The following is a 20147-nucleotide window of genomic DNA, read 5'->3' as shown; positions in this document are numbered from 1 at the left end:
AACAGGAAAACGGGTAAGGAGTTAATGGAAATGACGAAAGCAAACAATGTTACGGAAGAAGGATTCTTTGGTGAGTTTGGCGGAGTGTATGTACCAGAACAATTGGAAAAAGTACTCGTCAGACTGGAACGTTCCTTTCAGCAGTTTAAAGATGATCCTGGCTTCCTAGAGGAATACGAAGAATATTTACAGGAATATGTCGGCAGGCCGAATCCTCTCACGTACGCCGAACGATTGACCCGTAAATTGGGCGGGGCCAGAATTTATTTAAAACGGGAAGATTTAAATCATACCGGTGCTCATAAAATAAACAATGTCATTGGCCAGATTCTTCTGGCACGGAAAATGGGGGCCCATCGTGTTATAGCAGAAACCGGGGCCGGACAGCACGGGGTGGCGACAGCTACGGCCTGTGCCATGATGAACATGGAATGTGTTATATATATGGGAAAGGAAGACATCCGCCGACAGGAACTGAACGTATTTCGCATGGAATTGCTTGGCGCACGTGTTGTTTCTGTGGAGAATGGCGGAGGACGGTTGAAGGATGCTGTCGATGAAGCGCTGAATGATTTCGTCGAAAACTATGAAACTACTTTTTATTTATTAGGATCCGCTGTGGGGCCCCATCCATACCCTTCTATGGTTCACCATTTTCAGGCGGTGATCAGCAAGGAATCGAGACAGCAGATTCTTGAAAAAGAAGGCCGGCTTCCGGACGCTGTGATTGCGTGCGTAGGGGGAGGAAGTAACGCCATTGGTGCGTTCTCGCATTATATCGAAGATAAAACTACACGGCTGATTGGGGTAGAGCCCCTGGAGGCAGCTACCATGACCCAGGGAACTGCAGCGGTTCTCCATGGTTTCAGAAGTCTCTGCCTGCAGGATGAAAAAGGCAATCCCCTGCCGACGGAATCTATTGCCGCGGGACTTGATTATCCCGGTGTGGGACCGGAACACAGCATGTTAAAGCAGGCAAGCCGTGCCGAATACGTAACGGTGACGAAACAGGAAGTCCTCCACGCTTTTCAGGAACTATCCAGAACAGAAGGAATCATTCCGGCATTGGAAAGTGCTCATGCCATTGCTCATACGATGAAAATTGCTTCCGGAATGGAAGAAAATGCGGTTTTGGTGGTCAACCTTTCCGGCCGGGGCGACAAAGACGTGGCCGAGGTAAAAAAACTGACCTAACATTAGAAGAGATGGGGACAAAGAAGTATTGTCAGAAACGAACGTTTTGTGGTTTTTATTAGAGAAGACTGCCGGCGAAATATGCTGGCGCGGTAATAGAAAGACGCAAAAAATCTCCGAATGGATTTTTCAATGAATCCATTCGGAGATTTTTGTCTTGTCCCAGCTTTCCCAGGCCCCGTTCCCCTTTTTCGTCATTTTTTATTTTTGCAGGGCGGTGATCGCAATATTATCAATCATGGTGACAACCAGGATGGCAAGCAGAAAACAATAGAGAGCAAAGTACAGCAGTCTCCCCTTGTTTAGAAAATCGATCAGCCATACAATGCCGATCCAGGATGTGATGAAGGAAGCGATAAAAGCGATCATCAATGGCAAAGCTCCAAGCGCAGCCAGACTGCCGGTGTTTAAATCGTCAAAGGCCAGAACGGATGACCCGAGGATGACAGGAATAGCGAGTAAAAAGGAATAACGCACAGCGGTGCGCCTGTTCAGCCCGGCATACAACGCGGCAATAAGAGTACTCCCGGAGCGGGAAATACCGGGAAAAACAGCCAGAGTCTGCGCCAATCCTACAATAACAGCATCTAAAAATGTCATTTCCGTCTCCGTACGTTTTCCTATTTCATGTACCCGTTCAATCAAAATTAGAAAAATACCGGTTAAAGCCAGAGCAGCTGCTATAAATCCTGGTGTTTTCATAGTTTCAGCAAATATATCTTCTAGGAAAAGGCCTAGAATACCTGTGATGAAAGTAGCAGTAATAATATAGACAGCAAAGAAAAATTCTGGGCGGTCCTCGGAACGACGCCTGGCCATGTAACGGAAAAACGTAAGTGTTAAATGAATACAATCACGGCGGAAATAAAGAACAACAGCCACGATGGAACCGAGATGCAGAATAACCTCAAAGGAGAGGCCGGGAAAGGTTTTTCCAAAAACAAATTGGGCAATAATAATATGGGCGGTACTAGATATTGGCAGAAACTCAGAGATACCCTGAACGATTCCAAAAATCAGCGCTTCGAACACACTCATGCATCGATTCCTCCCGTGCTTCTTTTCTGTTTATAATCCCTTGTTAGTTTAGCAAACCACGCCGCATCTTGGAAGAAAAATCTATATTGTTTTTATATCGTCAATTCTCAGTCACATTCCTATGATAGGAATTCGCGGTTGATGCTAGTAAAATAGAGTATGAGAAGTCTGCTTGAAAACGGAGGCCTGTGCTATGCTGAATCGAAAATATATCACGCTGCTGGTAATAGGCACAGCAGTGCTTGCTATTGCTTATGTTCTGTTTGCAAACATATCCGTACAAAGGGTAGGGACAGATGTCGGCAATGCGGCCCCGGACTATGAACTGCCAATGTACAATCAGAAAAGCGGTTCGTTGTCCGACTACGATGGAAACGTTATTGTGATGAACATGTGGGCCTCCTGGTGCGAACCGTGTACTGAAGAAATACCGGCTTTAATGGAATTTCAGGAAGCTTATAGAGAAGAAGGGGTAACCGTATTAACGGTAAATATGAATTCGTACGAAAGAACACAGGAAGAGCCGGAACAATTTGTAGAGGAATACAACATGGAACGTTCTCCGGCGATGGTGGATAAGGAAGGAGAAGTGGCTGATTTGTACAACATCCAAAGACTGCCCACCACTTACATTATCAACCGGGACGGTACCATCGTGGAAAAAGTGGAAGGACCGGTGAGCTTTGATGACTTGGAACAATTGGTGGAAAGTGAACTATAATTTTAAAAGAAAACACATGAAACAGAAAGGGGCATGCGTATAGTAATAGCGAGGTGATATAATGTGTATACCGGGATAATGGTAAAGGTACTGTCCGTTCTGCAAAAAGAAGAGGAATTTCTGAAATTAAAAACAGATGGAGGAGCCGGCCGCGCGATTTTATATCTGCACTGTTTCCCACCCGTGTCTGAAGGAGAATTTGTCAAAGTGAATACGACAGCACAGTCTCTGGATCTGGGCACAGGCGGATGGGATTTTGTCACATCGACCCGGCATGAGAATTATACTGTTCAGGGAAAAGGCCATATCATGAAAGCACGGTACTCCCCTTTTCAACATAGTGTATTTTCTATTGATGACCCGGAACATCCGGATCATGACATTTTTGAGCAGCCTTTTTCCCTTCACCAGGCTCCGGTTCTGCTCGCCGAGTTACACAGCATGCTTCCCGTCCTTTTGGGCGCTGTCTCCCTGCATAGGCCGGATTTTCGAATAGGAGTGATTCTCTCGGATGAATCCTCATTGGCCGCGGGTCTTAGTGACCACATGAATGAATGGAAACGGAAGGAAACCATTGATGTAGTGACAGTGGGGCAGGCGTTTGGCGGCACAGCAGAAGCAGTGACTCTGATAAACGCCATGCAGTGGCTGATAACGAAACGAAACGCTGATCTTCTCATCATTTCAATGGGACCAGGAACCGTGGGTACAGGAACGCGTTTCGGATTCAGCGGCATGGCTCTCGCGGAATGGGCGAATATTGCCGGCGCCCTTGATGGAATGCCGGTGTGGATCCCGCGCTTATCTTTCTCGGAAAAAAGACAGCGGCATTACGGTCTGAGCCACCACACCATTACGCCTTTATGTTATTTCACCTATGCTTTTTCAACGTTGATCCTGCCCCGCCTGGATAAGGAAAAAGCTTGGACACTCAAAGAACAGGCACGGCCTCTGCTAAAGGCGGATCATGTGGAACTGTTATATCAAGAAACGGAACAATGGTTTTTGTCTTGGCAGGAACATTACAAGAACAGAGAAGCAGAGATATTCTCCATGGGGACGTTAATTGATAATGACCCGGAATTTATTCAAGGAATTCTTGCCCCGCTGATATTCTCTGTGAAAAAACAGGAGGAGCGTCATCATGGAATTTGAGGAAAAAACGATACATAAAGAGTCTATCTATGAAGGAAATATTGTAAATGTCAGTGTTCATGATGTGACTTTGCCTAATGGAAAAACAAGCAAGCGCGAAATTATTAATCATCCCGGCGCTGTAGCCGTCATTGCCGTAACGGAAGAAAACAAGCTCGTCATGGTACGACAATATCGTAAAGCGCTGGAAAAGGAAATTATCGAAATACCGGCCGGGAAGCTGGAAAAAGAGGAGCCGCCGATTCAATCTGCAGCCAGAGAACTGGAAGAAGAGACTGGCTACAAAACAGAGAGCCTTACGAAAGTAACGTCCTTTTATACTTCCCCTGGTTTTGCTGACGAGATGATACATCTATATGAAGCGGGGAAGCTGAAGGAAGGGGAAACATATACGGATGATGATGAATTCGTAGAGGTAATGGAAGTGTCGCTGGAAGAGGCGGAAGACCTGATAGAAGAAGAAAGAATTCATGATGCCAAGACGATGTTTGCCGTTCAATATTTGAAATTAAAGAGACTCGATTAATAGAAGTAATAGAACGCCATCCCTCTTCATAAAGTGTAATATGTTCTATTAGCAGGGAGGCCGTTCTATGATAGAGTCAATACCTTATCTCGCGCGAAAACACTGGATGGAATATCGTTCTATTTACTGGTTTTCTATTGTTTTATTATTTATGGGCATCATCTTTGGAGCTGTTCTCGTCAATAGCTTGTCCCTGCCCCTAAAAAATGATTTATATGGTTTTGTCCGGCAGTTTTTTACGCAGTTTAGAGAAGGGGCGGATATTGCCCCCAGGCATATTTTTATGCAAAGCTTATCCCAGCATTCGGGGTATCTTATTCTTATGTGGGTTCTTGGATTGTCGGTGGCGGGAGTGCCTTTCATATTGATTTTACTATTTCTGAAGGGCGTCGTCTCCGGGTTTACGATTGGATTTCTCGTGCAGCAGATGGGAAGTGATGGGTTTTTCCTTGCCTTCACGTCGATATTACCGCAGAACCTTATTATTATTCCTGCTTATATTATCATGGCAGTAGTGTCCATAAGCATTTCTTTAAGCATTATAAAGCATTTGTTTAAGCACAGCAGAACGTCGCCGGTTCCTGCTGTTATTGCCAAGTCCAGTATTATCGCTGCTTGTCTGTTTGTCAGCATCTGCGGTGCGGCAGCTATCGAAGGATACCTCTCTCCTCTCATTATAAAAAGTGTGATTGACTGGACTATGTGATAACTTATTTTAGATTATAATAATTATAAAATGATTTTTGTTATCATTATCATTTGACACCTTTCTCCATCGTGACTATAATTTATTATAGTTGGTAACAGGGGGAGGTTAATCATGGAGCAGCGTATTGACCGGATAAAAAAACAGCTTCATTCTCAAAGCTATAAACTAACACCGCAGCGGGAAGCAACGGTCCGGGTTCTCCTTGAAAATGAGAAGGATCATCTAAGCGCAGAAGATGTTTATCTGCTGGTAAAGGAAAAGGCTCCGGAAATCGGACTGGCTACGGTGTACCGAACACTGGAATTACTGAATGAATTAGAAGTCGTAGATAAAATTAACTTTGGAGACGGCGTTTCCAGATATGATCTCCGCAAAGAAGGGGCCGATCACTTCCATCATCACCTTGTTTGTATTGAATGCGGAACAGTGGATGAGATACAGGAAGATCTGCTGGGAGACGTTGAAAAAGTGGTAGAAAGCAGCTGGAATTTCAAAATCAAGGACCACCGTCTGACGTTTCACGGAGTATGCCACCGCTGTCAAGAGAAGGAAAAGACCAAAGATGAACATACAGACAAAGAGATGAATAACGCTTAACAAAAAACCTTTTCGAAAAGAAGAGGTTTTTTATTTTTTACAAGGAAGTTGAGGCGCTGCCCGCGCAAAGGGAGAGCCGATGACGCCCTTGGGCTCGAGGATACCGGGAGTCTGTCTATCATTTGCAGGGCATCCAGGGAGGCTGGATGGGCGTTTAGTGCAAAGCAGTTCCGTATTGGAGACGGACGCCAAATATTGCAGAGATGCGGAACCTCTCTTTCACTGGAGCAGGAGGACATTTATTCCGCTATTTCTATTATTATTCGTATGTTGGAGAAGGAATCGGACATTTTTTCCGTTATTTTCCCTTTTCAGCCTCATAAAAGCAGTCCAGGGCTCGGATAGCGGCACATATGTCCGAAAAAGCTGCTTCAGGCCGATCTCTCGGCCATTTAACGGAACAGATGTCCGAAGCTGCGCTTCCTGTTTAAGGTGCTAAATACTGGTTCCCCCGGGCAGTCTCTCCTTTCCCATGTATAATTTTCTTCCTGATTTGTCAAGCTGGTTTTATAAGTTTGAAAGAAAGGAAGAGTAATAATGAGAAAATGGTTGTCACAAGGATTGGAAACGTTTAAAATTTTTATTGTTTTCACAGCGTGTCTTCTGACCTTTTATTATGGTATTCTGTGGTTAAGTGAAAGTTATGATGGGGACGAGCGCCTGCAACGGACAGAAACAGATGCAAAGCAGGTACAGGCTCCGGAGGAATCCATTATGCCATATTAGTTAGTTAATACAGGAAAAAGGCGGGGAATTGGTTGAAAACCGATTTATATGATTTTATACATTACTGCCGGGTGGAAAAAGGGTTGACGAACAATACCCTGCAGTCTTACCAAAGAGATCTGCAGCATTATCTAAACCATCTGCAGAAGAATAATATTACGGGAATACAGGAGATCGAACGTTCACATATCGTAGCTTTTTTATATGATTTAAAAGAAAATGGTCGTTCCACTTCCACCATTGCAAGGACGATTTCTTCTATCCGGGCCTTCCATCAATTTCTACTACGGGATCAGCGTTCTTCCAAAGATCCGTCTGAATTGATAGAAATTCCAAAGGGAGACAAGAAACTGCCGGACGTCTTATCAACTTCGGAAATAGAAGCTCTGTTAACATCGGTTAATGGGACGACTTCTTTCGCACGGCGGAATAAAGCGATGCTTGAATTAATGTATGCTACCGGTCTCCGGGTGAGTGAACTGTGCAGTCTTGAAACCGGAGATATCCATCTACAGATGGGGTTTGTCCATTGTCTGGGAAAAGGAAATAAAGAAAGAATTATTCCATTAGGGCAGACGGCGGCAGAAGCGGTGGAGAATTATGTGCATCGAGCGCGGCCGCAGTTAATGAAAAAGAAAAAACATGAGATTTTATTTGTGAATCATCATGGCACCAGTTTGTCCAGGCAGGGATTCTGGAAAATATTAAAAGAGGCAGCCGAGCGGGCAGGAATTCAAAAAAAATTAACCCCCCACACGCTTCGTCATTCGTTTGCGACCCACCTTCTTGAAAACGGGGCGGATTTAAGAGCAGTACAGGAAATGCTTGGACACGCAGATATTTCCGCTACGCAAATTTATACGCATGTCTCCACCCATAAATTAAAAGATGTTTATTTAAATTACCATCCAAGGGCGTAGCCTGAAAGAAAGGAGAAAAAAATGACAAGACAAGAGTTTACACGGATATTTGTGATTGTGATGGACTCGGTAGGAATTGGCGAAGCGCCTGATGCGGCAGAATACAATGATTTGGGAGCAGACACGATTGGACATATTGCCGCCCATCGAAATGGGCTTCATATGCCGAATATGGAAAAACTTGGATTTGGTAATATCAAAAAAGTACCGGGGATTAAACCGATAAGAGAGCCTGGGGCTCATTATGGAATCATGCAGGAGGCCTCTAACAGTAAAGATACGATGACAGGCCACTGGGAGATTATGGGGCTGCATGTAAAAGAACCATTCCGCACCTTTCCCGACGGTTTTCCAGAGGAGCTGATCCAGAAGCTCGAACAGGCTGCGGGACGAAATGTCATCGGTAATAAGGTCGCTTCCGGAACGGAAATTATTAAAGAACTGGGGAAGGAACATATGGAAACCGGGTCGTTAATTGTTTACACTTCGGCGGACTCGGTATTACAGATAGCCGCGCATGAAGAAATTGTACCGGTGGAGGAGCTTCATCATATTTGTGAAAAGGCGCGGGAGATGACGTATGAAGCACCATACATGATCGGGCGGATTATTGCCAGACCGTTTATTGGAAAACCAGGAGCCTTTGAGCGTACGTCGAACCGCCATGACTACGCCCTGAAACCCTTCGGCCGCACCGTAATGAATGAACTGGCGGATAAAGGATTGGACAGCCTGGCGATCGGGAAAATCAGTGATATTTATGACGGTGAAGGGATCACAAAAATGATCAGGACCGAATCAAATGCAGACGGCATGGATAAAATCATTGCTTCGGCAAAGGAATCCTTTCAAGGGCTCAGTTTTTTAAATTTGGTTGATTTTGATGCTAAATTCGGCCACCGCCGGGATCCGGACGGGTATGGAGAAGCTCTTGAGGAATTTGATAAAAGACTGCCTGCATTGCTGCAGCAGTTAAAGAAAGATGACTTGCTGATGATCACGGCTGATCACGGAAATGATCCAGTACATCATGGGACGGACCACACCCGGGAATTGGTGCCGCTGCTTGTTTACAGCAAAAAATATACGTCTGGCCGGGATTTGGGACGCCGTCAGACGTTTGCAGACATCGGAGCTACGATTGCAGATAATTTTCAGGTGAAAATGCCGGAGTATGGAACTAGTTTTTTAGATAATCTGAACGAAAAAGGATGAGAATGGATGACGACCAAACGACTTTTGGAAGAAGCAGCAGAAAAAGTTAGAGAGAAAATATCGGCCCCTCCCCGGATAGGGCTTATCCTGGGATCAGGTTTGGGAGTGCTGGCTGAAGAGATAGAAGACGCTGTCAAAATTCCGTATGAAGAGCTTCCTGGTTTTCCGGTATCCACAGTAGAAGGACATGCCGGTCAGCTGGTGGCAGGAACGCTCTATGGGCGAAAAGTAGTAGCGATGCAGGGAAGATTTCATTATTATGAAGGCTACAGCCTTCAGGAAGTGACTTTTCCTGTCCGGGTGATGCGTGCTGTCGGGGTAGAAAAGCTGCTCGTCACGAATGCGGCTGGAAGCGTAAATGAATCATTTTCCCCCGGCAACTTAATGTTGATCAAGGATCATCTGAATCTGCTTGGGGATAATCCGTTGATCGGCCACAACGATGAAGGGCTGGGGCCGCGGTTCCCAGATATGTCGTCTGCTTATTCGAAAGAATTGATGGAAACAGCAAAAATGGCAGCCTCTTCCTTGCACATAACGCTGCAGGAGGGAGTATATGCTGCAAATACAGGGCCAAGTTATGAAACACCGGCAGAAGTAAAAATGATTCGTACCCTCGGAGCTGATGCTGTGGGGATGTCCACCGTTCCGGAAGTCATTACTGCTGTCCATGCCGGCATGGATGTCCTCGGTATTTCCTGCCTGTCTAATATGGCGGCTGGCATACTCAATCAACCGTTAAGTCACGATGAAGTGATAGAAACAACAGAAAGGGTCCGGGAAGATTTTCTTAGGCTGATGAAAGAGATTGTCAGCCGGGTTGGGAAAGGAGAAGCGTAACATGGAAAATATAGCAGCGAAAGTTAGGGAAGCAGCAGCTTATTTAAAGGATCAAACAGATACAAGCCCCTCAATCGGTCTAATTCTAGGGTCCGGCCTCGGAGATTTAGCAGATGAGATTCAGAATGCGGTAAGGGTCGATTACGAATCCATTCCTTATTTTCCAGTTTCCACTGTGGAAGGGCATGCTGGCCGTCTTGTCATCGGAGAGCTTCAGGGCAGGCAGGTTATTGCAATGCAGGGACGTTTTCATTACTATGAAGGGTACTCAATGCAGGAAGTTACGTTTCCTGTACGTGTTATGAAAGAATTAGGCGCAGAATCGCTTATTGTCACCAATGCCTGCGGCGGAATGAATCCTTCCTTTCAGCCCGGAGATCTTATGGTCATCGAAGATCACATTAATCAGACAGGGACGAATCCATTACTCGGGCCAAACGATGAGGCATTAGGACCGCGTTTCCCTGATATGAGCCAGGCGTATAACACGGAATTAAAGCAAACAGCCGTCCGTGCCTCTGAAAGTCTTGGTTTTTCTCTGCAGAAAGGTGTTTATCTTGGTATCTCCGGTCCAACCTTTATGACTGCAGCTGAATTGATTATGCTCCGCCGGCTGGGAGGAGACGTTGTTGGCATGTCCACGGTACCGGAAGTGATTGTGGCGAACCACGCCGGCTTAGAAGTGCTTGGAATCTCCTGTATCACGGACATGGCAATCGGTGAAGAAATCGAGGGGGTTTCTCACGAGGAAGTGATGGACACAGCTACAAAAACAAAACCTCGTTTTATTTCTCTAGTGAAAGAGATATTATCGATAATGCCGTCCAGGGGCTAATGGAAAGGAACGGTGGAATAGATGCGAATGGTTGATATTATTACAAAAAAAAGAGACGGTCTTGAACTGGCTGAGGAAGAAATCAGGTGGTTTGTCAATGCATACAGCAATGGAGATGTCCCGGATTACCAGGCGTCTGCATTTGCAATGGCTGTCTACTTTCAGGGGATGACTCAGGACGAAGCAGCAGCTTTGACCTATGCCATGGCTGAATCGGGCGATCAATTGGATTTATCTGAAATAGAGGGCATAAAAGTAGACAAACATTCCACAGGCGGAGTTGGTGATAAAACGACGCTGATACTCGGCCCGACTGTTGCGGCGCTGGATATTCCGGTTGCTAAAATGTCAGGAAGAGGGCTGGGACATACCGGTGGTACGATTGATAAGCTGGAATCATTTCAAGGATTTCAGGCTGAAATTGAGCAGGATGAATTCATCCGGCTTGTGAACGAAAACAAGCTGGCGGTGGCAGGGCAAAGCGGAAACTTGACACCTGCTGATAAAAAGCTGTACGCCCTCCGGGATGTTACCGCAACCGTCAATTCCATTCCCCTGATCGCCAGTTCCGTGATGAGTAAAAAAATTGCTGCTGGAGCCGATGCTATCGTACTGGATGTAAAAACGGGCTCAGGTGCGTTTATGGCCGAACTGGAAGAAGCAAAAGACCTGGCCCGCGCCATGGTGGAAATAGGAAATTCATTGAACCGGAAGACGATGGCTGTTATTTCAAATATGGATCAGCCATTAGGGCGCTTTGTCGGGAACGCTCTTGAAGTGAAAGAAGCGATTGAAACCCTCCAGGGCAATGGTCCCCAAGACCTCCACGAATTGAGCTTGACCCTTGCTTCTCATATGGCAGTACTGGGAGGCAAAGCATCAGATGAAAAAGAAGGCCGGGCTCTGGTGGAGAAAGTAATGCAGGATAACGCTGCGCTGGAAAAAATGAAACAGTTTGTCCAAAGCCAGGGTGGGGATCCGGCTGCGGTCGATCATCCCTCTTTATTATCTACAGCTGAACAACAAACCGATGTTCTTGCAGCAGACTCCGGGTATATAGCCGCCATCCATGCCGCCCAAATCGGAAAAGCCGCTATGATGCTTGGAGCCGGCCGTGCTACAAAGGATGACATTATTGATCATGCCGTTGGGATTGAATTAAAGGCTAAAATCGGAGATTACGTAGAAAAAGGGGAGCCTCTTGCAGTACTGCATGCCAATCAGAAAGATACGAAGCACATTGAAGAAATGATCCTTCAGGCCTACAGCACCTCAAAAGAAAAAGTGGAAAAACCGGAATTGATATTTGCTGCAATCTAAAAATCTTCAGGATGAAAATCCTGAAGATTTTTTTGTATATACCCTGAAATATTTGGAAAAAATAAAGGTATATACGATTGGGAGGTGTCTGTCATTGATGAAAATAAAGGTGAAGAAAACGATATGGGCTGCCATAATTTTCGGTGCTGCAGCTTTTATCATCAGCAATCATGCAATAGCGAAGGAAGAAGAAGGAAAAGACTTAGCAGAGGACGCCCTTTCTGCCTTTGTCATGGAAGCTGAAACGGGACAGGTTTTGTATCACAAAAATGAAGAAGAGAAGCTCCCCCCAGCCAGCATGACAAAAATAATGACGCTGCTATTAACAATGGAGGCTCTGGATGAGGGGCAGATTGAACTGGATGAAGAAGTACGTGCCAGCGAAAGAGCAGCCTCGATGGGAGGATCCCAGATTTTTCTTGAAGAAGGAGAACTGATGACGGTCGATGAACTGCTGAAAGGGATCGCGATAGCCTCAGGGAATGATGCCTCGGTAGCAATGGCAGAACATATAGCCGGAACAGAAGAAAAATTTATTAAGAAAATGAATGAAAAAGCGGAGGAATTAAACTTAAAACATACAAAATTTCAAAACACCACCGGGCTTCCGGCGGACGATCACTATACGACAGCAAAAGATTTAGCCATCATCAGCCAGGCCCTTCTGCAGCACGAGAAGGTGTTGGAGTACACAGGGAAATATGAAGATTATTTAAGACAGGGAGAAGATAATGAATTCTGGCTGGTAAATACAAATCCACTCGTAAAACATTACGATGGTGTCGACGGTTTGAAAACAGGGTATACCAATGAAGCCAAATATAATTTGACAGCAACAGCTAAAAAAGACAATATGCGGGTCATTACGGTATTGATGGGAGCCGGGACCCCGAAAGAAAGAAACCAATTTACTGCTTCCCTGCTTGATTATGCTTTTCAAAACCACGACTATCACATTTTAGCTGAAAAAGGGGAAAAAATGGGGGATGTGAAGGTGGAAAAAGGACGGGAGACAACAGTCGAAGCCGTACTGGCTGAAAATGCAGCTGTGGTTCTGCCTAAAGGGAAATCAGCAGATGATATAACTCAAAAGGTAAACATGAAAAAAACGGTCACCGCACCGGCAAAGGCGGAGGATCTGGTGGGCACCCTACAAATTTATGAGAACGAGGAGTTACTTTCAGAAACGGAGCTGGTTCTAAAGAAAGACGCTGCCCCGGCTGACTGGCCATCCCTATTCAAACGCACATTATTCAGGATGACAGGAAAAGTGTCATAATGCCGGTACATTTACCGAACCGGCACTAGTTTTGTCAAGCGGAAAGGATACTGCACCTCAAGTGGAGAAACCAGAATAGCACCGTGATCTATATTATACATGGGGGAATGATAATGAGTTTATCTGTAAACCTTGAACAAGTGGGAGACGTACTTTGTGTCAGGTTGAAAGGAGAACTGGATCATCATTCTTCAAGAGAACTGCGGGCGAAGGTCGAACAGTTTTTAGAGCAGAACCGTCCCCTTCATATTGTATTAAATCTTGAAGAATTAGTATTCATGGACAGTTCCGGAATTGGCGTGATTTTAGGAAGGTACAAGCAGGTTCGTAAAAATGGAGGAGAAATGGTCGTTTGTTCTATTTCGGCACCGGTGAAAAGGCTTTTTGAGCTTTCCGGGTTGTTTAAAATCCTGCGGCTGGAAAATCGGGAGATGGATGCATTACGTAAATTGGGGGTAGCCTAATTATGAAAAATGAGATGAAACTGGAGTTTTCCGCGGTTAGTGAAAATGAAGCTTTTGCCAGAGTCAGTGTTGGAGCATTTGCTGCCCAACTGGACCCGGATATGAATGAATTGACCGAACTGAAAACGGTGGTATCAGAAGCGGTGACAAATTCTATCATTCACGGCTATGACGAAAACCCGTCGGGAACGATTGCCATTTTAGTAAAAATAGACACAGATACGATAGAAGTTACCATTAAGGATGAGGGCGTCGGGATTGACAATATTGATAAAGCCAAGGAGCCGTTATTTACAAGCAAACCAGAACTGGAACGCTCAGGTATGGGTTTTACTATAATGGAAAATTTTATGGACGAAGTGGAAATAATCTCAGAACCGGACAGCGGGACGACGGTTTATTTGAGAAAACGACTGGCAAGAAGTCAAACACTTTGTAATTAAGGGGATACTGTATGGATGTTAAACTAGAAAAACAGCAGCCTCTTCAAGATGACAAAGTAAGAGAATTGATTCGAAACAGTCAACAAGGAAATAAAGAGGCACGGGATGAGATCGTGAATAAAAATACACGTCTCGTCTGGTCTGTGGTCCAGCGGTTTATTAACCGCGGATACGATCCTGAAGATTTGTTTCAAATCGGCGTGATTGGTTTGATCAAGTCGATTGACAAATTTGATTTAACATATGAAGTGAAGTTTTCTACGTACGCCGTTCCAATGATCATCGGCGAAATACAACGATTCATCCGGGACGACGGAACGGTGAAGGTCAGCCGTTCTCTGAAAGAATTAAATAATCGTGTCCGGAAAAAGAAGGAGGAATTAACGAAGGAGTACGGCAGGATCCCGACCCTGCAGGAAATTTCAGCGGCCCTGGACCTGCCGACAGAAGAAGTGGTCTTTGCCACAGAGGCCACAAGGACCCTTTCCTCTTTACATGAAACCATTTATGAAAACGACGGAGACCCTATTACGTTGATAGATCAAATTGCTGATCAAGGGGATAGCAAATGGTTTGATCAGCTCGCTGTAAAAGAAATTGTGGAACAATTAGAAGAGCGGGAACGGCTGATTGTCTATCTGCGTTATTATAAAGATAAAACGCAGGCAGAAGTAGCAAAACGCCTTGATATCTCTCAGGTTCAAGTATCCCGCCTAGAAAAACGAATATTAGACAAAATGAAAAGTCAGTTATCTGAATAGATGACTGACTTTTTTGTATAGAAGGGCCTTTGAATCGTACATACTATGCGAAAGGAGAGGGTTGAAATGAAAAACCATATCTATCTGCAGTTATTTTCAACTCATTCGGCAGTTCCCGGAGAACAACTGTATATTAAGGACGTTGCCAGACTGGAAGGAGAAAAAGAACAGGTGGCGTCTGTCCTTGCCCTTCCGATCTATCAGATCGGCGTGAAGGATAAAAGCCATGTGGTGGTGGATGGTTTATCGGTGATCCAGCACATTCACTCTGCTTTTCCGGAATTGAACGTAACATTGCTTGGACGGGAACAGACAGTGATTGAGGTATCCAGAGATAGGAAAATGATTTCCCCTCTTCTCTTTCTTTTTGTCTGGTTTTTGTTGTTCACGGGGGCTGCTCTGGCAATCATGAACTTTCATGAAGATGTCAGCATGCTTACGGTTCATCAGAAATTATATCAGTTAATTACAGGAAAAGAACTGGAACAGCCGCTGCTGCTGCAGATTCCTTATTCATTTGGACTTGGTCTTGGCATGATATTATTTTTCAATCATTTATTTAAGAAACGTATCAATGAAGAACCAAGCCCGCTTGAGATTGAAATGTTTCAATATAGACAGGAAATTGATAAATATTTAGCTGAAACGGAAGCAGAACGGGGATCCAAATGGCCTTCGAAGTCTTAATTACGATGATAGTCGGTCTCAGCGGAGGTCTTGCTGTAGGCAGTGGATTCGTAGCTTTTATTTCTGTGCTCGGGATTATTCCCAGACTGGTGCAGCTGACTAATACCGAAAAAGCAGCAAAGGCATATGAAATAGCTGTCATAGGCGGGGCGGTTTTTGGAACGGCAGCTGTTCTGCATCCACTCCAGTTTTCGTTTCCAGCTTTTTTTACGATACCGGTAGGTCTTGCTGCCGGTATCTTTGTCGGCATGCTTGCGGCCGCCCTTACGGAAGTACTGAATGTGTTTCCCATTCTTGCCAAACGTGTCGGGATGGAAAAGAATGTAATGAGTCTTGTCATGGCTATTGTACTTGGAAAAATTATTGGGTCATTATTTCACTGGATCATTTATGTTACTCTTTAAAATTTGAAAAAATAAGGAGTTTACTTGATGCGACGAGGAAAATGGAAATTACGAAACATACCGCAGGGCCAAAATCCGGAAAAAAAAGGAGTACCTTCTACGGAAAAAGATAAAACATATATTTCCAGAGATATTGAAGTAAACGAAGAAAAGATAAAAAAACGGGTAGGCATAGGGGTAAGCTTTGATGCCGGGGTAAGAAAACTGCATGTGCTGGGAAAAGAAATCCACATTTATTTTATAAATGGTCTATGTGATATGGAAGCTCTGACAGAATTGTTAAAAGAGCTTATGAAGCTGGAAGCCAGAGATAGAGAAACGCCATATGTCAGAGAAGCAATCGAAAATCATCTGACAGAAGTGCAGGTTGAATACAAAGATAACCTGGAAGACTGTATAACCGAAATGCTCTCCGGACTTGTGTTTATCCTGGTGGAAGGGGAAGATAAAGCGTTTGTGGTTGATGTCCGCAACTATCCAGGCCGCAGTCCGGAAGAGCCGGATAATGAAAAAGTGGTGCGCGGGGCCAGAGACGGTTATACAGAAAACATTATAGAAAATACCGGACTGACGAGAAGAAGGATCAGAGATGAAAGGCTCCGTAATGAAATCATGAGAGTAGGGGTCCGTTCAAAGACAGATATATGTATTTCCTATATTGAAGACATTGCTGATCCGGACATGGTAAATATCGTTAAAAAAGAACTGGAAGCCATTGATATTGACGGACTTACGATGGCGGATAAAGTAGTGGAAGAATACATTGTCGACCAGGGGGCCAATCCATTTCCGCTTGTACGTTACACAGAGCGTCCCGATGTCACGGCTGTTCATTTATTTGAAGGGCACATTGCTATAATCGTGGATGCCTCTCCAAGTGTCATCATTACGCCGACTACTTTTTTTCACCACGTTCAACATGCGGAGGAATACCGCCAGGCTCCTTTTATCGGCACGTATTTGCGCTGGATCCGGTTTTTTGGGATGCTGGCCTCTATGTTAATTCTGCCATTGTGGTTATTAGTCGTACTGGAACCGCAATTACTTCCGGAAGAACTGCAGTACATCGGTCCCAGTGAAGATTCAAATGTGTCTGAATTTATGCAGATAGTGATTGCAGAAGTGGGGATAGAGTTAATGAGAATGGCCGCTATCCATACGCCATCACCGCTCGCCACGGCTTTAGGATTGGTTGCTGCATTATTGATTGGAGAAATTGCCATAGAAGTTGGGCTGTTCACCTCAGAGGTCATTCTATATGTCGCACTTGCTTCGATTGGAACATTTGCAACACCGAGTTATGAGTTAGGCATTGCGATCAAGATTTTCCGTTTTGTGCTGCTGATAGCTGTTGTCTCTTTCCAAACCACTGGTTTTGTCATCGCCGCTACAGCATTATTTTTATTTCTCGCTTCCATTCGTTCCTTAAATAAACCTTACCTTTGGCCGTTTCTTCCCTTTGACGCCCAGGCGTTGTGGCAGGTCATCGTCCGCACGACGGTGCCAAATATTCGACGCCGGCCTCGAATCGTAAATCCGCAGGACTCGATCAGGCAGCGTACCGATTAATACTTCCAATAAATTTTGCTTTTTCTCCTTTTTAAATGATGCTAAAATGTAATCATTCATTGTCGGATTGAAGGAGAGAACGAACCATGTATTTACACGGAACGAGTACTATAAATGAACATGGCCTTCTGGAAATCGGGGGAGTAGACACAGTGAAACTCGCCCGGGACTACGGAACGCCGGTTTATATATATGATGTGGCCCTGATTAGGGAACGGGCGAAAGGATTTCAGAATGCCTTTGAAGAAGCCGGCATACCTTACCAAGTGGCATACGCAAGCAAGGCTTTCAGCTGTGTTGCTATGGTGCAGCTCGCAGCAGAGCTTAACTTGAGCCTTGATGTTGTATCGGCGGGGGAAATGATGACAGCGAAAAAGGCTGACTTTCCCATGGAGAGGGTGCATTTTCACGGGAATAATAAAAGTCCGGAGGAAATCGAATTTGCGCTTGATCTTGGCATCGGCTGTATCGTTGTAGATAACTTTTTCGAGCTATCCCTGCTGCAGGAAAAAGTAAAAACGAAAAAACAGCCAATGAATGTTCTGTTCCGGACAACCCCCGGAGTGGAGGCGCACACTCATGAATACATTTCCACCGGACAGGAAGATTCAAAATTTGGATTTGATCTTGAAAGCGGTCAGGCGGATCAGGCCGTCGAAACTCTGCAGAAGGATCCGTTTCTAAATCTGCGGGGGGTACACAGCCATATAGGTTCCCAAATCTTTGATACGGATGGTTTTGTCCTGACTGTGGAGAAACTGTTTAACGTATTTAAACGGTGGCAGCATCAGTATAATTTCGTTCCTGAGGTCTTTAATGCAGGCGGCGGCTTTGGCATCCGTTACGTGGAAGGAGATGAGCCGCTTGCTCCGGAGGATTATGTGAAAGATCTGATCTTGACTGTGAAAAAAGAAGCGGAAGATGCCGGAATGAATATTCCTGAAATCTGGATCGAACCTGGCCGCTCCATAACCGGTGATGCCGGCACGACACTTTATACGGTGGGAGCTCAAAAAGATATCCCGGGGGTGCGGAAATATATATCTGTCGATGGCGGAATGACAGATAACATCCGGCCGGCCCTCTACAATGCGGAATACGAAGGAGTACTTGCCAACCGCGCGCACGAAGAACACAAAGAGCTTTTTGCAGTGGCAGGCAAGTGCTGTGAAAGTGGAGATATGCTGATATGGAATCTGCCGCTGCCGCCGGTCGAATCAGGGGATATTCTGGCGGTGTTTTGTACAGGCGCTTACGGATATGCGATGGCAAACAATTATAACCGCATCGCCCGTCCGCCCGTGGTATTCGTAGAAAACGGAAGAACAGATCTGGTCGTTCAGGGGGAATCGCTGGAAGATTTATTGAAAAACGATCTACCGCTTCGGTCAAAAGAAAGAGTATAAAAATAGAATAAAGAAAAGGGGAAGAAATATGAAAACAGGAATCATTGAATTTGAAAATGGGGAATCCATCAAGTTGGAATTTTTTCCAGATGCGGCTCCGGGAACGGTAGAAAATTTTGAAAGTCTGGCAAATGAAGGATTTTATAATGGTCTGACATTTCATCGTGTCATACCGGGGTTTGTAGCGCAGGGCGGCTGCCCGAAAGGAAATGGAACGGGAGGGCCGGGTTATACGATAAAATGTGAAACGGAAGGAAACCCATACAAAAACGAGCGGGGATACTTGTCTATGGCTCATGCCGGAAAAGACACCGGAGGCAGTCAGTTTTTCATATTGTTTGAGCCACAGCCGCATCTCGATGGGGTCCATACTGTTTTTGGAAAGGTAACCGAGGGCATGGGAACGGTCGATCGTATCAACCAGGGAGATGTGATGCAGCAGGTAAAGGTCTGGGAGGAATAAGAAAAGCGCGAGTGTCCTGGTAGAGATGCCGCGACAAGTTCTGCGACGCCCAGGAGGTACTGGTTTCCTGGCCCGGAAGAGGAAGTTTGCGGGCTAAGTAGAAGATCCTTATGGAGGTTCGGCTAAGAGCATCATGTCCTTTGATAACGTCCCCCTTTAAACTTTCTTATCTCATAAAAAAGTAACCGGCAGTACAGGCTGCCGGTTACCTTCGCAGAGGAGGAACAATGAAAGAAATTGTAGGAAACTGCCAATCCTGCGGGAAAGAGATTTTATGTATCGATGGTTTCTTAAACGGCGTGGTGAAAGAGGATAAAACGATGCAGTGTTTTGAATGTGAAGAACAATCCAACAAGCCAAATAGTTGACGTTTTCCTTTGTTGAAGTATAAAATCAGTATATATAATTGAATAAATAAAACGGTTAGGTTACATCGGTTAGGTTGTAACCACTTCGGGGTCGGGTGAAATTCCCAGCCGGCGGTGATAAAGCCAATGCTTTTCAGTCCGCGACCCGCTTTGGCGGTGGATCCGGTGGAAGTCCGGAGCCGACAGTGACAGTCTGGATGGGAGAAGGAATAACCGTGTTCAAAAAAGAAGAAAATGACCCAGGTACCGGTGTGTCTAAAAAAGAAACGGTATCTGCCCGGCATTTTATAAATACCTTTGTAGAAAAGGCTTATTTGTTGAGCACGTAACAGAACCCTGGAGACGTATACCGTTCTCCAGGGTTTTTATTTTGATAAAATAAATATGATTTATGGGCTTTTGGGAACACGGCTAATCTTAAGAAAGGGCACAGAAGGCGGCAAAACAGCTTAGGGAAAACACCTGCTGGAACCAGCCGCATCGAGGGAATGAGGCGGCGGTGGTGCC

Annotated in this window: 24 protein-coding genes and 1 riboswitch; of the genes, 23 read left to right on the top strand and 1 reads right to left on the bottom strand. The window is 45.1% G+C overall.

The window, feature by feature from the left end; translation table 11 throughout:
- Positions 1 to 30: 30 nt before the first annotated feature.
- Positions 31 to 1194 (top strand): tryptophan synthase subunit beta, encoded by a 1164-nt coding sequence (gene trpB / locus G475_RS0104255; protein WP_026700218.1) that lies wholly within the window; start codon positions 31 to 33, stop codon positions 1192 to 1194.
- A 201-nt stretch (positions 1195 to 1395) separates the two neighbouring features.
- Here the strand turns inward: trpB and uppP are convergent, their stop codons facing one another.
- Positions 1396 to 2232, bottom strand: a complete 837-nt coding sequence (gene uppP, locus G475_RS24205) for an undecaprenyl-diphosphatase UppP (RefSeq protein ID WP_035710218.1) — start codon at positions 2230 to 2232, stop codon at positions 1396 to 1398.
- Between the two features lie 193 nt (positions 2233 to 2425).
- Between uppP and G475_RS0104245 the strand changes: the two genes are divergently transcribed.
- The 22 genes from G475_RS0104245 to G475_RS27080 all read left to right on the top strand — a co-directional run bounded on the left by G475_RS0104245 (position 2426) and on the right by G475_RS27080 (position 19969).
- Complete coding sequence (locus tag G475_RS0104245; protein ID WP_051302161.1) at positions 2426 to 2953, top strand: TlpA family protein disulfide reductase; 528 nt, start codon at positions 2426 to 2428, stop codon at positions 2951 to 2953.
- Between the two features lie 63 nt (positions 2954 to 3016).
- Complete coding sequence (locus G475_RS0104240; RefSeq protein ID WP_026700216.1) at positions 3017 to 4108, top strand: DUF3866 family protein; 1092 nt, start codon at positions 3017 to 3019, stop codon at positions 4106 to 4108.
- A complete protein-coding gene (locus G475_RS0104235; protein WP_026700215.1) occupies positions 4095 to 4634 on the top strand; it encodes an NUDIX hydrolase in 540 nt (179 codons plus the stop codon). Before G475_RS0104240 ends, G475_RS0104235 begins: the two co-directional genes overlap by 14 nt.
- Before the next feature lie 67 nt (positions 4635 to 4701).
- Positions 4702 to 5340 (top strand): stage II sporulation protein M, encoded by a 639-nt coding sequence (spoIIM, locus tag G475_RS0104230; protein WP_026700214.1) that lies wholly within the window; start codon positions 4702 to 4704, stop codon positions 5338 to 5340.
- A 114-nt stretch (positions 5341 to 5454) separates the two neighbouring features.
- Entirely contained in the window at positions 5455 to 5940 is a 486-nt protein-coding gene (fur, locus tag G475_RS0104225; RefSeq protein ID WP_026700213.1) for a ferric iron uptake transcriptional regulator, read from the top strand.
- 537 nt (positions 5941 to 6477) lie between these two features.
- On the top strand, positions 6478 to 6666 hold the full coding sequence (locus G475_RS26260) for a DUF4227 family protein (protein ID WP_051302156.1): 189 nt from the start codon (positions 6478 to 6480) through the stop codon (positions 6664 to 6666).
- Positions 6667 to 6698: 32 nt separating this feature from the next.
- The gene (xerD, locus tag G475_RS0104210) at positions 6699 to 7586 is read left to right on the top strand and encodes a site-specific tyrosine recombinase XerD (protein ID WP_026700211.1); all 888 of its coding nucleotides are present in this window, start codon (positions 6699 to 6701) and stop codon (positions 7584 to 7586) included.
- 21 nt (positions 7587 to 7607) lie between these two features.
- Positions 7608 to 8801 carry a phosphopentomutase gene (deoB, locus tag G475_RS0104205; RefSeq protein ID WP_026700210.1) on the top strand — a complete coding sequence of 398 codons (1194 nt, stop codon included), beginning with the start codon at positions 7608 to 7610 and terminating at the stop codon, positions 8799 to 8801.
- Between the two features lie 6 nt (positions 8802 to 8807).
- Entirely contained in the window at positions 8808 to 9641 is an 834-nt protein-coding gene (locus G475_RS0104200; protein ID WP_026700209.1) for a purine-nucleoside phosphorylase, read from the top strand.
- A gap of 1 nt (position 9642) precedes the next feature.
- Entirely contained in the window at positions 9643 to 10476 is an 834-nt protein-coding gene (locus G475_RS0104195) for a purine-nucleoside phosphorylase (RefSeq protein WP_026700208.1), read from the top strand.
- 21 nt (positions 10477 to 10497) lie between these two features.
- Positions 10498 to 11796 (top strand): pyrimidine-nucleoside phosphorylase, encoded by a 1299-nt coding sequence (locus tag G475_RS0104190; protein ID WP_026700207.1) that lies wholly within the window; start codon positions 10498 to 10500, stop codon positions 11794 to 11796.
- Positions 11797 to 11893: 97 nt separating this feature from the next.
- A complete protein-coding gene (locus G475_RS0104185) occupies positions 11894 to 13075 on the top strand; it encodes a D-alanyl-D-alanine carboxypeptidase family protein (protein ID WP_084414012.1) in 1182 nt (393 codons plus the stop codon).
- Positions 13076 to 13188: 113 nt separating this feature from the next.
- On the top strand, positions 13189 to 13539 hold the full coding sequence (spoIIAA, locus tag G475_RS0104180) for an anti-sigma F factor antagonist (RefSeq protein WP_026700205.1): 351 nt from the start codon (positions 13189 to 13191) through the stop codon (positions 13537 to 13539).
- A gap of 2 nt (positions 13540 to 13541) precedes the next feature.
- Entirely contained in the window at positions 13542 to 13982 is a 441-nt protein-coding gene (gene spoIIAB, locus G475_RS0104175; protein WP_026700204.1) for an anti-sigma F factor, read from the top strand.
- Between the two features lie 11 nt (positions 13983 to 13993).
- Positions 13994 to 14743 (top strand): RNA polymerase sporulation sigma factor SigF, encoded by a 750-nt coding sequence (gene sigF, locus G475_RS0104170; protein ID WP_026700203.1) that lies wholly within the window; start codon positions 13994 to 13996, stop codon positions 14741 to 14743.
- Between the two features lie 66 nt (positions 14744 to 14809).
- On the top strand, positions 14810 to 15430 hold the full coding sequence (locus G475_RS0104165) for a stage V sporulation protein AA (protein WP_026700202.1): 621 nt from the start codon (positions 14810 to 14812) through the stop codon (positions 15428 to 15430).
- Positions 15412 to 15834 carry a stage V sporulation protein AB gene (locus G475_RS0104160; protein WP_026700201.1) on the top strand — a complete coding sequence of 141 codons (423 nt, stop codon included), beginning with the start codon at positions 15412 to 15414 and terminating at the stop codon, positions 15832 to 15834. Before G475_RS0104165 ends, G475_RS0104160 begins: the two co-directional genes overlap by 19 nt.
- 27 nt (positions 15835 to 15861) lie before the next feature.
- A complete protein-coding gene (locus G475_RS0104155; protein ID WP_084413983.1) occupies positions 15862 to 17403 on the top strand; it encodes a spore germination protein in 1542 nt (513 codons plus the stop codon).
- A gap of 86 nt (positions 17404 to 17489) precedes the next feature.
- Positions 17490 to 18809 carry a diaminopimelate decarboxylase gene (gene lysA, locus G475_RS0104150; RefSeq protein ID WP_026700199.1) on the top strand — a complete coding sequence of 440 codons (1320 nt, stop codon included), beginning with the start codon at positions 17490 to 17492 and terminating at the stop codon, positions 18807 to 18809.
- Between the two features lie 28 nt (positions 18810 to 18837).
- Complete coding sequence (locus G475_RS0104145; protein WP_026700198.1) at positions 18838 to 19272, top strand: peptidylprolyl isomerase; 435 nt, start codon at positions 18838 to 18840, stop codon at positions 19270 to 19272.
- A gap of 227 nt (positions 19273 to 19499) precedes the next feature.
- Positions 19500 to 19640, top strand: coding sequence for a hypothetical protein (locus G475_RS27510; protein ID WP_169728509.1), 141 nt, complete (start codon positions 19500 to 19502; stop codon positions 19638 to 19640).
- A 77-nt stretch (positions 19641 to 19717) separates the two neighbouring features.
- Positions 19718 to 19853, top strand: a riboswitch (FMN riboswitch).
- Complete coding sequence (locus G475_RS27080; RefSeq protein ID WP_156911621.1) at positions 19826 to 19969, top strand: hypothetical protein; 144 nt, start codon at positions 19826 to 19828, stop codon at positions 19967 to 19969. Its footprint overlaps the riboswitch before it by 28 nt.
- Positions 19970 to 20147 lie beyond the last annotated feature (178 nt).

It is taken from the genome of Salibacterium aidingense DSM 18341, assembly GCF_000429685.1.
GTDB lineage: Bacteria > Bacillota > Bacilli > Bacillales > Marinococcaceae > Salibacterium > Salibacterium aidingense.
This window is presented reverse-complemented; position numbering and strand designations above follow the sequence as displayed.

Bases quoted from the DNA above. Each gene is read 5' to 3' on its own strand.
- trpB (WP_026700218.1), top strand. From the start codon at position 31: ATGACGAAAGCAAACAATGTTACGGAAGAAGGATTCTTTGGTGAGTTT.
- uppP (WP_035710218.1), bottom strand. From the start codon at position 2,232: ATGAGTGTGTTCGAAGCGCTGATTTTTGGAATCGTTCAGGGTATCTCT.
- G475_RS0104245 (WP_051302161.1), top strand. From the start codon at position 2,426: ATGCTGAATCGAAAATATATCACGCTGCTGGTAATAGGCACAGCAGTG.
- spoIIM (WP_026700214.1), top strand. From the start codon at position 4,702: ATGATAGAGTCAATACCTTATCTCGCGCGAAAACACTGGATGGAATAT.
- fur (WP_026700213.1), top strand. From the start codon at position 5,455: ATGGAGCAGCGTATTGACCGGATAAAAAAACAGCTTCATTCTCAAAGC.
- G475_RS26260 (WP_051302156.1), top strand. From the start codon at position 6,478: ATGAGAAAATGGTTGTCACAAGGATTGGAAACGTTTAAAATTTTTATT.
- deoB (WP_026700210.1), top strand. From the start codon at position 7,608: ATGACAAGACAAGAGTTTACACGGATATTTGTGATTGTGATGGACTCG.
- G475_RS0104200 (WP_026700209.1), top strand. From the start codon at position 8,808: ATGACGACCAAACGACTTTTGGAAGAAGCAGCAGAAAAAGTTAGAGAG.
- G475_RS0104195 (WP_026700208.1), top strand. From the start codon at position 9,643: ATGGAAAATATAGCAGCGAAAGTTAGGGAAGCAGCAGCTTATTTAAAG.
- G475_RS0104190 (WP_026700207.1), top strand. From the start codon at position 10,498: ATGCGAATGGTTGATATTATTACAAAAAAAAGAGACGGTCTTGAACTG.
- G475_RS0104185 (WP_084414012.1), top strand. From the start codon at position 11,894: ATGAAAATAAAGGTGAAGAAAACGATATGGGCTGCCATAATTTTCGGT.
- spoIIAA (WP_026700205.1), top strand. From the start codon at position 13,189: ATGAGTTTATCTGTAAACCTTGAACAAGTGGGAGACGTACTTTGTGTC.
- spoIIAB (WP_026700204.1), top strand. From the start codon at position 13,542: ATGAAAAATGAGATGAAACTGGAGTTTTCCGCGGTTAGTGAAAATGAA.
- sigF (WP_026700203.1), top strand. From the start codon at position 13,994: ATGGATGTTAAACTAGAAAAACAGCAGCCTCTTCAAGATGACAAAGTA.
- G475_RS0104165 (WP_026700202.1), top strand. From the start codon at position 14,810: ATGAAAAACCATATCTATCTGCAGTTATTTTCAACTCATTCGGCAGTT.
- G475_RS0104160 (WP_026700201.1), top strand. From the start codon at position 15,412: ATGGCCTTCGAAGTCTTAATTACGATGATAGTCGGTCTCAGCGGAGGT.
- G475_RS0104155 (WP_084413983.1), top strand. From the start codon at position 15,862: ATGCGACGAGGAAAATGGAAATTACGAAACATACCGCAGGGCCAAAAT.
- lysA (WP_026700199.1), top strand. From the start codon at position 17,490: ATGTATTTACACGGAACGAGTACTATAAATGAACATGGCCTTCTGGAA.
- G475_RS0104145 (WP_026700198.1), top strand. From the start codon at position 18,838: ATGAAAACAGGAATCATTGAATTTGAAAATGGGGAATCCATCAAGTTG.
- G475_RS27510 (WP_169728509.1), top strand. From the start codon at position 19,500: ATGAAAGAAATTGTAGGAAACTGCCAATCCTGCGGGAAAGAGATTTTA.